We start from the raw sequence: 12,486 nt of genomic DNA on the forward strand, positions 1-12,486 counted from the left end.
TGCCTTTAAGTAATATAAGTTTTTCTTATTAATTATACCACTGTGATTAGAAACACAAATACAGATTGATTATAAATCTAAAAGGTTGTCAATAAAGGATACTAATCACTTCATGACAACCTTTTTTTTATACCTCTTTTGAGCTTTCATAATACCTGGCAAGTTCGATAATCATCGCACCCATTCTTTCTAGCTCAGGTGCTACATAGTTGTCAATCCCCTCTTCTCTAAAGGCTTCGGCCGTCACTTTACCCACTGCTACCGGAACGACTTTTCCCTTGAAGAAAGGTAATAACTGATCATAAATTCCTTTTTCTCTTCCATAATTAAAAAGGGAACGAACTTGAATCGCAGTTGTAAAACATACCGCGTCTACTTTTCCTGCAAAAATATCTTCGCATAATGCGTCAACCGTTGCTGGTTCAGGAGCAATATGTCGGTACGGTAAAATGTGTTTAACAATTGCACCCTTCTCTTTTAAAAACTTCGTTAAACGTGGTGCTGTTTCTCCGTGTAATTGGATCGTTACACGTTTTCCTCTAAGGTCACAGTCTTTTAGAGCTCGCGATAATCCTTCCGTTGTCCCATCATCATCCTTAGCAATAGGTTTCACATCTATTTTCTTTAATGCCGCCAATGTCTTATATCCTCTTGCAGCCACTTTAACCTCTTGAACCATATGTAAAAACCGTTCTTCTAACCCATTTTGTTGTGCAATTTTCAACAAGGTTTCAGTACCAATACCCGTTGTAAAAATCATCCAGTCAGTTCCATCTTCAATCAATTGTTTAAGTTCTGGCTCCACTAGTTCTTCCGCTAAGAAGACAGTACCTTGTAGAGGACGAACGATCGCCGTTCCTCCTTGTTTTTCAATTAATGTTGCCATCTCTTCTGTTTTACGTGAGGCAGCTAAAACTACGGTTTTTCCGGCTAATGCATTTCCCATTTGTTTACTCCTTTCACTTCTATCCTATAAATCTAGTTTACCCTAAAATCGTTAAAAGAATCGAGATTGTCACAACACTGACTAAAGTAGTAACTAATGCAATACTCGAGACAAGCTTCGGTGTTGTGTTAAATTGTAATGCGTACATCGTTGTTGTAACTGCTGTTGGCATCGCGGTTAATACAATCAGTACTTTTGCTAAGAGCGGGTCTACAGGAAACAACATAACAAATATAAAAGCAATAAGTGGCGATACAAACATCCTTACTGTCGTTCCATAAATAAGTCTTTCTTTATTAATTACTTTATCGACTTTTAATTCGGCTAATTGCATGCCGAGTATTAACATGACAACTGGAATTGTCGCTTGACCGACAAGATCAACAGCTGAATATAAATTAGCTGATAAGGGAATGTTAACCAGGTTAAACAGGATCGCAATAATCATCGCATACGTTAGTGGCATGGCACCTATTGTTTTGATTGCGGCTCTAAATCCTAACTGTCCGCTTGCTGCATAGTATACCCCGAAAAAGTTCATAATAACGGACTGTAGAACCATAAACGAAACGGCATAAGCAAAACCAGTTTCACCGTAAGCAAATAAAATGATCGGCGCACCATAATTACCTGCATTCATAAAGGCTGTCGATAAAATTAAGCCGCTTTCTACATCACGCGGATATTTACGAAATTTCGCATAAACCTTATTAATAATAATGAGGACAAATAAAAGAATAAGAGAAAAGACCGTAATAAACACATACTGTTGATCTAACTGAACATCATAGAACGTTCGAAAAACTAGTGCTGGCGTTAATATATATACTGCTAACGTCGAAATCGATTTCAAGTCCATCTTTTTCCAACGCTGAACAACAAAACCAGAAAGGAATATTAAAATGGCAGGTAATACTACATTAACAAAAATCGTCATCCATTCTCACTAGACATACTATTGCACTCCTATATTTTAGATTTACTTGTTTAGACAATCATACAATACTATTAAGGAAATCGAAATAATTAATTTCAGAAAAAACTACTACTTAAAAGGGTTTCACATATCCACGTAATTAGTGGAAATACTATACTGAAATGATACAACTGGGAGGATTATTATGTCTGTAATAACTGAACAGAAATATAAATCGTTTGCTATGAGTGAATACGATGTATTAAAGAAAGTGATTTTATGTGAACCTCAGAATATGAAGATCCGTGAAGTTATTAATGATACACAAAAGCACTTTAAAGATGAAGGAATTCACATTGAGCGCTCCCTTGAACAACACAAACAATTTGTTGAGACTTTACTAAATCATGGGATTGATGTCGTTCTACTTTCACCATTGGAAAAGTTTCCTGAACAAGTATTTACTCGTGATATTGGTTTTACTTTAGGACAAACGATCTTTGTAGCTGAAATGGCACATGATGTTAGAAAAGGAGAAGAAGATGTTTTAAAAGAGTGGTTAAAAAACGAGAAGATTTCGTATTTCAATCTCATTGGTGATGAAATTGAAGGTGGAGATGTCATTATCGATCAGTCGACCATTTATGTTGGGTTAAGTAATCGTACGAATCAATTCGCGATCGACCATTTACAAAGTATACTGCCTCAATTTGAAGTTGTCACCGTTCCCTTTACAGAAAAATATTTACATCTTGATTGTGTGTTTAATGTAATTTCACCTAAAGAAGCAATATATTTCCCGGCGGCGCTTGAGCAAAAAGAAATAGATATTCTTAGCCAACGGTATGATTTAATTGAGGTTACAGAAGAAGAACAGTTTACACTAGGAACGAATGTTTTATCAATTGGAAATAAGAAAATTATTAGCTTACCTGTTAATAAAAATGTCAACCAACAACTCAGGGAGCGCGGGTTCGAGGTAATTGAGGTCGATATTACCGAAATTATTAAATCAGGCGGTTCTTTTCGGTGCTGTACTATGCCACTTTTACGTGAACAACCTTCTAGTTAAACGAAGATGCCCACAATAATGATATACAAAGATTACAAAAGGCATAGAGAACTATGCCTGTTTTCAATGCATTATTTATTCTTCTTAGGGAATTTATATCTTAACATCTCTTCCATCTGTAAGGCCGGTATTGGCTTACTATAATAGTATCCTTGTATTTCTTTACAGTTCACTTCACTCAAGGCTTTTAATTGTTCTGCTGTTTCTACCCCTTCAGCTACAACATTCATCTTAAGGGCTTGCGCTAATGTAATAATCGTTTTTGTAATCTCATAACTTTCGGCTTCTTGCGGGATCCCTATCACAAACGAACGATCAATTTTTAACGTATCAATTTTATATTTTGACAAGTAACTGAGTGAAGAATATCCCGTTCCAAAATCATCTAACGCAATGGTTATGCCCATCGACTGTAGTATCTTAATCGTCTCAAGAATATAAGGGTTATTTTCTAATACTGCACTTTCGGTAATTTCAATTTCCAACCATGCAGGATTAAGATTATGTTTCTCCAATGTAGCGAGAACGATTTCTACCAGGTCTTTCTTTAAAAACTGTAACACCGAAAAGTTAACTGACATTTTTATTGGCGGCAAGCCAAGAATTTGCCACTGCTTGTTTTGTTCACACGCACGGTCTAAAACCCATTCACCAATGGCAATAATTTGCCCACCCTCTTCTGCTACTGGAATGAATTCGTTTGGCGGGACATTGCCAAAGGTCGGATGGTACCATCTGAGCAATGCTTCAACACCAACAATTTCTTCGGTTTGGCTATTTATTCTTGGTTGGAAGTGCAGCAAGAATTCATTGTATTCTATTGCTTTTCGCAAATGATTTTTTAAAGTGAAAATTCGATACGTATTATTCGTCATGGATGGTGTATAGACTTCATACTGGTTTTTCCCTTGATCCTTCGCTTGATACATGGCAGCATCCGCATTTTTCATTAGTTTATGAATGTTGGTTCCCCCATTAGGGTAAGTACTTACTCCAATGCTGCACGTCATATATAACTCGTAATCATTAATATAGAACGGTTCCTTAAAAATTTGTATAACTTTCTTCGCTAAATTAGTAACATCCTGTTCACCTTCCGCAGAAGGTTGAAGTAAACCGAATTCATCCCCGCCTAAACGAGCTAACACTTCAACATCTTGAATGCTCGTTAATATTCTTTCGGCAACTTCATTTAGCAAGCAATCGCCAATATGGTGACCAAGTGTGTCATTAATAAATTTAAACCCATCCAAATCAATAATAAAAACCGAAAATTCTTGTTTCATTTGATTGGCTATTTCTACTTGTTCTTTCAAACGCTTTTCAAAGTATCCTCGATTATACATTCCGGTTAATTGATCATGATAGGCTAAGTACTCAATTTCTCGTTGGTTTTTTTTGTGTTCTGTTATATCTCGATAATTCACAACAACCCCTTTGATATAAGGGTTATCTAGGTAGTTAGATGCAATCAATTCCGTATCAATCCAACGCCCATCTGCTCTTTGTATCCTTATTTCAACCTTCGAGGCTGTTTCTGGTTTAGTAAGTATTTGGGCAAAGGTATTTTTTGCAAGTTCTAAATCGTCTGGATGTATGTATGTGAACGCACATGTACCAACCAAATCTTTTGCCTCATAGCCTAGCATTTGTTCACATGCTGGGCTTTCATATAAAACCACTCCATTGGCATCAATTATTCCAATAACATCACTTGAGTATTGAATCAAATGTTGAAATCGTTCTTCACTTTGAATGACTTTATGTTCAAGTTTAACAGTTTCTGTTATATCTTTTACGACACCGTACACACCTACAACTTCTCCTTTAACCTTAATAGGAGTAGCCGTTACTTCGACATATTTTATATTTACACTTTTTTGCTGAATTCTAAATGTGATCTCTTTCTCTTTTTCCTGTAAGACGAATTGGAAGAACTCCATGACTTTAGAAACGTCTTCATCTAGGATAAACTCTTTAAAGTTTTTTCCTATGATCTCTATTGAGTCATATTCTGTTAATGTAGAAACACGCTGATTAATTTCAATAATGTTTCCTTTCGTATCGACTAAGAACAAAGCTTCAGGATAAGTATAAAAAAGTTTTTTATATGGACCATCTTCGGTTCGCAAAAAAGTTGTAAGTTTCCTATGATCTTGTTTCTGCTTGTCCACAATGCCCCCCTTATGTACTACGAATAATTATATACAATAATACACGTTTCAACAAAATTCTTCCATAACCTATAAGGAATTTACACTATACAAATAGGAAAAATGTCATTTTTGCTAAATAACGAAGCGATTGCTATACTTTGGTTAACGAAAAAATACGGGGTGAGATGTTGTGAAAAAATATGCGTTTCTATCCGATATACACGGGAATGCTATAGCTCTAGAAGCCGTGCTAGAAGATATCCAGTCACAAAACGTTGATGAAATATTTGTGTTAGGAGATTTATGCTATCGGGGTCCAGAACCAAAACGAGCGTTACAACTTGTACAAGCATTACAAGCAAAAGTCATTAAAGGAAATGCTGATGAATGGGTGGTTCGAGGTGTACAACAAGGTGAGGTTCCAGATCAAATGCTTGAAATGATGAACATTGAAAGAGACTGGTGCAAAGCACAACTTAATGAAGAGGATCTTTCTTATCTTGAACAACTTCCTACCGACTTAGAGATCACCTTACCAAACGGTACAGCTATTTATGCTTTTCATGCTACGCCGACAAGTTTATTCGAAGTGGTTTTACCTGATACAGACCCAACGATTTTAATGGATAAAATGATGTCGTCGAGTGATGCAAACCTATACATCTATGCTCATATCCACTTACCTTATGTTCGATACTTTAATGGAAAATGTATTGCAAACCTAGGTAGTGTAGGTTTGCCGTTTGACGGACAACCTTTAGCTTCTTACGCGATTGTAGAAGAAAAGCAGGATCAGTTTAGCATTTCAATTCAACGAGTTCCTTACGATATTGAAAGAGTAATATCCCAATATGAAAGCTTACAATATCCAAACCTTGAGGTTATGAAAAAGGTTGTGCAGCATGGGGCGAGTCCTTTTGCTAAATAAATACGGTCCATTACAAAAGGAAATTGGAATAGGCTAACTCATAAGGAGAGTTGGCCTATTTTCTATGTCTCATGGCTATAAAACGAAAGTTTCAAATTAATTTCTCAACACCTTCGCTCTACATTATTTTCAGAATTTTAGAGGAATTCATCGAACGATAGAGAATATAGTATTTTACTAGAATCTAAATTGATAAGAAGGGAAGTCTGAATAGTGATTAAACCGTTAGAAGAAACAATATTAGGAGCTTTAGGAATTGAAGTAGTTGAAACTTCTGAAGACCGTGTCGTTGCGACTATGCCTGTTCACTCTGCAACACACCAACCGTTTGGCTTGCTGCACGGCGGTGCATCAGTTGTATTAGCGGAAACGGTAGCGAGTATGGGGACATGGAACCTTGTTGACCAAAAAAACGAAGTCGCTGTTGGTTTAGAAATTAATGCCAATCATCTACGTTCCAAAACAGACGGAATTGTAACAGCGATTGGAACGCCTCTTCACAAAGGACGTACAACGATGGTTTGGGACATTAAAATTATCGATGAACAAGAGAAACTAATTTGTATCTCTCGTTGTACAGTTGCTATAAAGAAAATGCCAAAAGCTGAGTAATTACAGCTTTTGGCCTTCTTTCTGTTATGTCGAAATCTACTGTGTTCTAAAAGGAGGATTAAAAATCAAAATTATCCGGATCTGGACCGACTCGCTCATCTTTATTTAATGCATTAATTTGCTCCATATCTTCACTTGTTAATTCGAAATCAAAGATATCTCCGTTTGTGGCAATTCGATCTGCATTGACTGACTTCGGAATGGTCACTACACCACACTGTAAATCCCAACGTAAAATCACCTGTGCTGGTGATTTCCCATGCTTTTGTCCAATTTCAACTAACGTAGGATGGTCTAGTAATTTACCTTGTGCTAATGGAGACCAAGCTTCTAATTGAATTTGGTGTTCCTTACAAAATGTACGTAAATCATGTTGTGCCAGTTGCGGATGGAATTCAACTTGGTTGACCATCGGCACAATGTTTGCCGTTTCTAGTAAATCCTCTAAGTGATGAACGTGAAAATTACTTACACCAATCGCACGTACTTTTTTATCTGCATATAATTTCTCCAATGCACGCCAAGTGTCTTTATACTTTCCAGCCACTGGCCAGTGTACTAAATATAAATCTAAATAATCTAGACCTAACTTTTCCATACTTTCTTCAAAGGCTTGTAATGTCGTTTCATATCCTTGATTAGCGTTCCAGACTTTTGTTGTAATAAATAATTCTTCGCGTGGTACTCCACATTCTTTTATTCCTTTACCAACGCCTTCTTCATTTTTATAAATAGCTGCCGTATCAATACTTCGATAGCCTGCTTGAACGGCTGCTTTTACAGATTCAGTCACTTGTGAACCGTCTTCTACTTTCCAAACACCTAGGCCTAACCAAGGCATTTTTACTCCATTATGTAACGTTGTTGTGTCTTGAATGTGCTTTGCCATATTCGGTTCCTCCCATTTTGTTCCATTATAATAACTACGAACTGTTACTTCTATTATGAAGGAAGTTCTCAAATTTTGCTAATTTGACTACTGTTTAATTCATAGTAGAAGCCTCTTTCTTGGATTAAAGACTTGTGATTACCCTTCTCTATAATTTCACCTTCTTGTAAAACAATAATTTGATTCGCTTTTTGTATCGTATTTAAACGATGAGCAATGACAAAGCTCGTACGCCCTTTCATTAAACGTTGCAGGGCCTCTTGAATTTTCACTTCTGTGATCGTATCAATGTTACTAGTAGCTTCATCTAGGACTAATATTTTTGGATCAGCAACGATCGCCCTCGCAATCGATAATAATTGCTTTTGACCTTGACTAATACCACTGCCATCTTGTTTTAAAACGGTATCATATTGATCCGGCAGCTTCATAATAAAAGAGTGTGCATTCGCAAGTTTTGCCGCTTCCTCCACTTCCCTGTCACTTGCAGTTAACCTGCCATATCGAATGTTTTCCCTGATAGTGCCCTCAAACAAAAAAGAGTCTTGAAAAACAAATCCCATGTGCCTGCGGAGACTTTCTCGTTGTATCTTTTTCATTTCGTATCCATCAATTAAGATCTGACCACCATCGGCATCATAAAAGCGAGTTAGGAGGTTGATGATCGTTGTTTTCCCTGCACCAGTTGGACCAACTAAAGCAACCGTTTGACCTGGGGTTACAGTAAAACTAACATTTCTTAAAGTATTTTCATCACTTTCATAAGAGAACGATACTTGCTTAAACTCAACTTCCCCTTTCACTTCCTTAAGAGCTATAGCGTTCGCTTCATCTGCACTTTCTTCTTTTTCATCGATGACTTCAAACACGCGCTCAGCACCTGCAATTGCTGAGAGGATCGTATTGAACTGGTTCGCTAGATCATTTAGCGGACGAGTAAACTGCCTCGCATACTCGGCAAAAATGACAATTACACCGATAGATACCATCCCATTCAAAACGAAAATCCCGCCAACAAGTGCAATAACCGCGAAACTTAAGTTGTTTAGGACGTTCATGAGCTTCGGGATAAATCCAGAAATGGTTTGGGCCCAGAATCCCGCTTCACGAAGACGTTTATTTTTCTCCTGAAACTCAGCTAACACTTTTGGTTCCTGCGAGAACGTTTTAATAATGGACTGACCAGATAACGTTTCTTCAATAAAACCATTTACTTCACCAAGGTTACGTTGCTGCTCTTTAAACAGCTTTCCTGTTCTTTTCGTAATCCACTTCATTCCTAGTACCATTAAAGGAATAATGGTAAGAGTGACTAGAGTTAACAGTGGACTAAGCCATAACATCACGATTAAAATACCGACGAGCGTCAGAACACTCGAAATGACTTGAATAACTGAACTGTTTAACGTTGAACTGACATTTTCGATATCATTTGTTACCCGACTCATTAACTCCCCATGCTGCCTCTTCTGAAAAAACGCAATCGGTAACTGGTGAAGCCTCTTAAACAAATCTGAACGCATTTGAAAGACGGTCTTTTGAGCAACTCGGATCATTACAAAATTCTGTCCCCAAACAGCTGTCGAATGGATGACATAGATAATCATCAAACCTATAATCACATAAAATATACCGTCTAAATTACGGGTCACGATAAACTCATCAATGGCCATACCAACGATAAATGGTCCAAGTAGAGCAAACACAGAACTTACAATAACTAATAATAATACTAGCAATAGTGGGCTTTTATTTTGGGCCAAGTAACCCCAAATTCGTTTCAACGTTCCTGCCCAATTTTTAGCTTTCTTTTTTTGGTTTGCTCCGGTATTAGTTTCCTTGGGATCAATCGTTATTTTTTTATGTTGGAAAGGTTTACTCACTTCCTTTAGCAACGTACATCGCCTCCTCTCCAAACTGAGATCGATATATTTTTTGATACAGTGAATCATTGGTTATTAAATATTGATGTGTTCCTTCTGTAATCAGTTTCCCGTCATCTAATATTAGGATCTTATCCGCTTCAACAGCCGTACTTATTTTTTGTGTGATGATTAGTGTTGTGCATTGTAATTCACGTAAACTTGCTAGTATTTTTGCTTCTGTTTTTAAATCCAATGCACTCGTACTATCATCAAGTAAAAGGATCTTTGGCCTCCGTACAAGTGCTCTGGCAATCGCAAGCCGTTGCTTTTGTCCTCCTGATAAATTAACACCTTTTTGGCCGAGTACTGTGTTATAACCATTCGTAAACTTAGCAATCGTTTCATGGATCTGAGCTTTCTTAGCTGCCTCTATTATCTCAGCGTCTGTTGCATCTTCTTTTCCCCAAGCAATATTGTCTTTAATCGTTCCTGTAAACAATAACGTTTCTTGAGGGACATACCCTATCTGTTTACGAAGGTGTTCTAGCTTTATCGTTCGAATATCTTTATGATCGATCTCGATCTCACCGTCTGTCACATCATATAACCGTGGGATCAAATGAAACATCGATGATTTTCCAGACCCTGTTGAGCCTAGAATAGCTACGGTACTACCTCGTTGTGCTTCAAACGATACTCCCTTTAAAATGTCTCTGTCGGTAGCTGGATAACGAAATGACACCTTTCGGAATGTTATGTTGCCCACCAATTTCTCAGTCGGTTCGTTCGGTTCATTGGAGTTATCTACATCTACTAAATCGACTTCTGTATTGAGAACTTCAACAATCCGCTCTGATGAAGCTCTAGCCCGTGAGAAGAAGATAATAATCATCGAAAATACCGAAAAAGCCCCGCTTATTCGTGTTGCATAATTGATTACCGCAACGACTTCACCTACATTGGCCCCGCCTGAATTTACTTGAAAACTGCCGAACCAAAGCACGCCTAGAATACTTATATTCATTAGCAGCAAAATGATGGGCATTGTAATTTCCATCATTCGTAATGCAGAAACAGACGCTCCCATTAATTCTTGATTCGATTTTGAAAACCGGTCATTTTCTGTTTCTTTTCTAAGGAGCGCTCGGATTAATTTAATTCCTAGTAAATTTTCACGCATGACCCGGTTCACACCGTCTAGCTTTTGTTGGACGATATTAAATAAAGGACGTCCTTTTTTAAATATCCAGATTAAAAATAACAGACTTAGGGGAACGGCTACTGCTAACACGAGAGCAAGCTTTACGTTAACAACGAGCGCCATGATTAGTCCTCCTATGACTAATAAAGGAGCACGTAACATAATACGTAAGCCGGTAAACAAAGTAAGTTGAAGGACATTCACGTCGTTCGTCATCCTCGTAATTAACGATGACGTTGGAAAATGACTTAAGTTCGTAAACGAAAATGATTGAATTTTTTCAAACAACCCGTTTCGAATGTCATGACCAAACCCTTGGCTACTATGTGCTGCATAAAATGAATTAATTATACCTGCCGCAAAGGCTACGAGGGACAGACCAATCATAATACTGCCCCAATAAATAACAACCGTAAGATCTTCTTGCAAAATACCATCATTAATAATTTTCGCCATAAATAACGGCTGCACTAGTTCAACTGCTAATTCAACTAAGGTTAAAGCAATCGCAATAACCATAAATAATCGATACCGTTTTAAATATGAAAATATTACAGCCATAATAAATCCCCCAGACTACCTTCTGTAAGCGCAATCGATGTATATGTATTTTTATCTTATGTATACATTAATACTACACGAAACATCCATATAATAGAATTTATTTGACTCTTGCCTTCTTTTTAATAATTAAGGACAATAGGGGGCTGTTAATTCAATATCTCCATAAAGAAAACGCATTGGTTTTCCTTACCAGAAACCGATGCGTTTCGACCAATTTGTTACTGTCAATACTTTATTTTTCTTTTGTCCTTTTATTTTTCCGCCCTAATATAGAAAATAGAAAGACTACAGATCCCACTAATAGGAACAAAGCAGATAAATCTACCGTTGGAATAAAACGAGTTTTCTTTTTAGTAATCTCATATACCCCTACAGGCCGAACCAACATCGTTCCGCCTCCACCTTCCCCTTCACCAAGGCTAGAGCCCTCTTTCGTTTCTTCGGCAGTCCCGCCTCCACCACCAAATAAATAGGTTACTTTAGAAACAGGAACGACTTTTTTATCTTCCAATTCAATTGGATCACCATATACTTTTTTCGTTTGGACCGCTTCACTCATCTTTGCAAACATGCCACGAATTGGGTTTTGATACCTTGACGACTTTTCATCTTTGATTTCGTTCATAAAGGGTTCCTCCTAATAGATTAATAGTAGGTAATTCGCTTTAATAACATATTTTTCCTTGCTATTAAAATCGGTTTTATGAACTTTTATTCAAGCTCTTAATCTGCTTCTCCTCCTAAAGTTGTAATTATATTTCAATCTTTCTCTTGATTAACTCGTTTTCAACTTTATGTAATCTATAATCATAGGAAAAAATATGAGGAGGAATTATAAATGAAAAATGCACGCTTATACGAAACACATGTTCAATCGACTAATTTAGAAAGATCGATTGCTTTTTATAAAAAATTAGATCTAGAGTTAGCTTGTGTATTAAATGATAGAAGAGCAGCTTTCTTCTGGGTTGGAGGTCCGACTATAAAAGAATTTATGCTTGGGGTGTGGGAAGTGACTGAAGAAAATTTCCGTAAATCCCATTTCGCTTTTCATGTTTCCTTTGAAGAATTACTTCAAGTTCCTGATTTTCTCAAAAAAAGGGAGATCTCCTTAATTCCATCTTTTGGACTTGATACGACGGAACCAGTTGTACATGGTTGGATGCCGTCTGCTTGTTATTACTTCTTAGATCCAGACGGGAATACGTTAGAATATATTTCAGTACTAGAAGATCAACCTAAACAAGATGCTGGGGTTGTCCACCTCAGTACGCGGAATAAGCTAATAAAAAAGGATGCATTCTAATGACTAACTAGAAAGGAGCGAGGTTGCACTT

11 protein-coding genes are annotated in these 12,486 nt (G+C 37.1%); 4 read left to right on the forward strand and 7 right to left on the reverse strand.

The window, feature by feature from the left end; all coding sequences use genetic code 11:
- Positions 1 to 127: 127 nt before the first annotated feature.
- Both ACNSTQ_RS14735 and ACNSTQ_RS14740 read right to left on the reverse strand, forming a co-directional pair.
- Complete coding sequence (locus ACNSTQ_RS14735) at positions 128 to 946, reverse strand: uroporphyrinogen-III synthase (protein ID WP_418200576.1); 819 nt, start codon at positions 944 to 946, stop codon at positions 128 to 130.
- A 37-nt stretch (positions 947 to 983) separates the two neighbouring features.
- Positions 984 to 1,883: an AEC family transporter gene (locus tag ACNSTQ_RS14740; RefSeq protein WP_418200577.1), complete on the reverse strand. Its 900-nt coding sequence runs from the start codon at positions 1,881 to 1,883 to the stop codon at positions 984 to 986.
- A 184-nt stretch (positions 1,884 to 2,067) separates the two neighbouring features.
- On the opposite strand from ACNSTQ_RS14740, the gene ACNSTQ_RS14745 reads away from it, so the two are divergent.
- Positions 2,068 to 2,934 carry a dimethylarginine dimethylaminohydrolase family protein gene (locus ACNSTQ_RS14745; protein WP_418200578.1) on the forward strand — a complete coding sequence of 289 codons (867 nt, stop codon included), beginning with the start codon at positions 2,068 to 2,070 and terminating at the stop codon, positions 2,932 to 2,934.
- A 71-nt stretch (positions 2,935 to 3,005) separates the two neighbouring features.
- On the opposite strand, the gene ACNSTQ_RS14750 is transcribed toward ACNSTQ_RS14745, so the two are convergent.
- A complete protein-coding gene (locus ACNSTQ_RS14750; RefSeq protein WP_418200579.1) occupies positions 3,006 to 5,108 on the reverse strand; it encodes an EAL domain-containing protein in 2,103 nt (700 codons plus the stop codon).
- A gap of 172 nt (positions 5,109 to 5,280) precedes the next feature.
- Here ACNSTQ_RS14750 and ACNSTQ_RS14755 point away from each other — a divergent pair, with 172 nt between their 5' ends.
- A complete protein-coding gene (locus ACNSTQ_RS14755; protein WP_418200580.1) occupies positions 5,281 to 6,018 on the forward strand; it encodes a metallophosphoesterase family protein in 738 nt (245 codons plus the stop codon).
- A gap of 210 nt (positions 6,019 to 6,228) precedes the next feature.
- Entirely contained in the window at positions 6,229 to 6,630 is a 402-nt protein-coding gene (locus tag ACNSTQ_RS14760) for a hotdog fold thioesterase (RefSeq protein WP_418200640.1), read from the forward strand.
- Between the two features lie 58 nt (positions 6,631 to 6,688).
- On the opposite strand, the gene ACNSTQ_RS14765 is transcribed toward ACNSTQ_RS14760, so the two are convergent.
- The 4 genes from ACNSTQ_RS14765 to ACNSTQ_RS14780 form a co-directional block, all read right to left on the reverse strand.
- Positions 6,689 to 7,519 carry an aldo/keto reductase gene (locus tag ACNSTQ_RS14765; protein WP_418200581.1) on the reverse strand — a complete coding sequence of 277 codons (831 nt, stop codon included), beginning with the start codon at positions 7,517 to 7,519 and terminating at the stop codon, positions 6,689 to 6,691.
- Between the two features lie 68 nt (positions 7,520 to 7,587).
- Entirely contained in the window at positions 7,588 to 9,414 is a 1,827-nt protein-coding gene (locus tag ACNSTQ_RS14770; protein WP_418200582.1) for an ABC transporter ATP-binding protein, read from the reverse strand.
- Positions 9,395 to 11,146, reverse strand: a complete 1,752-nt coding sequence (locus ACNSTQ_RS14775) for an ABC transporter ATP-binding protein (protein WP_418200583.1) — start codon at positions 11,144 to 11,146, stop codon at positions 9,395 to 9,397. Before ACNSTQ_RS14775 ends, ACNSTQ_RS14770 begins: the two co-directional genes overlap by 20 nt.
- Positions 11,147 to 11,381: 235 nt before the next feature.
- On the reverse strand, positions 11,382 to 11,774 hold the full coding sequence (locus ACNSTQ_RS14780; protein ID WP_418200584.1) for a spore germination protein GerW family protein: 393 nt from the start codon (positions 11,772 to 11,774) through the stop codon (positions 11,382 to 11,384).
- Positions 11,775 to 11,987: 213 nt separating this feature from the next.
- On the opposite strand from ACNSTQ_RS14780, the gene ACNSTQ_RS14785 reads away from it, so the two are divergent.
- Positions 11,988 to 12,455, forward strand: coding sequence for a VOC family protein (locus tag ACNSTQ_RS14785; RefSeq protein WP_418200585.1), 468 nt, complete (start codon positions 11,988 to 11,990; stop codon positions 12,453 to 12,455).
- The last annotated feature ends 31 nt before the right edge of the window (positions 12,456 to 12,486 follow it).

Source organism: Alkalihalobacterium sp. APHAB7, assembly GCF_048323755.1.
GTDB lineage: Bacteria > Bacillota > Bacilli > Bacillales > Bacillaceae_F > Alkalihalobacterium.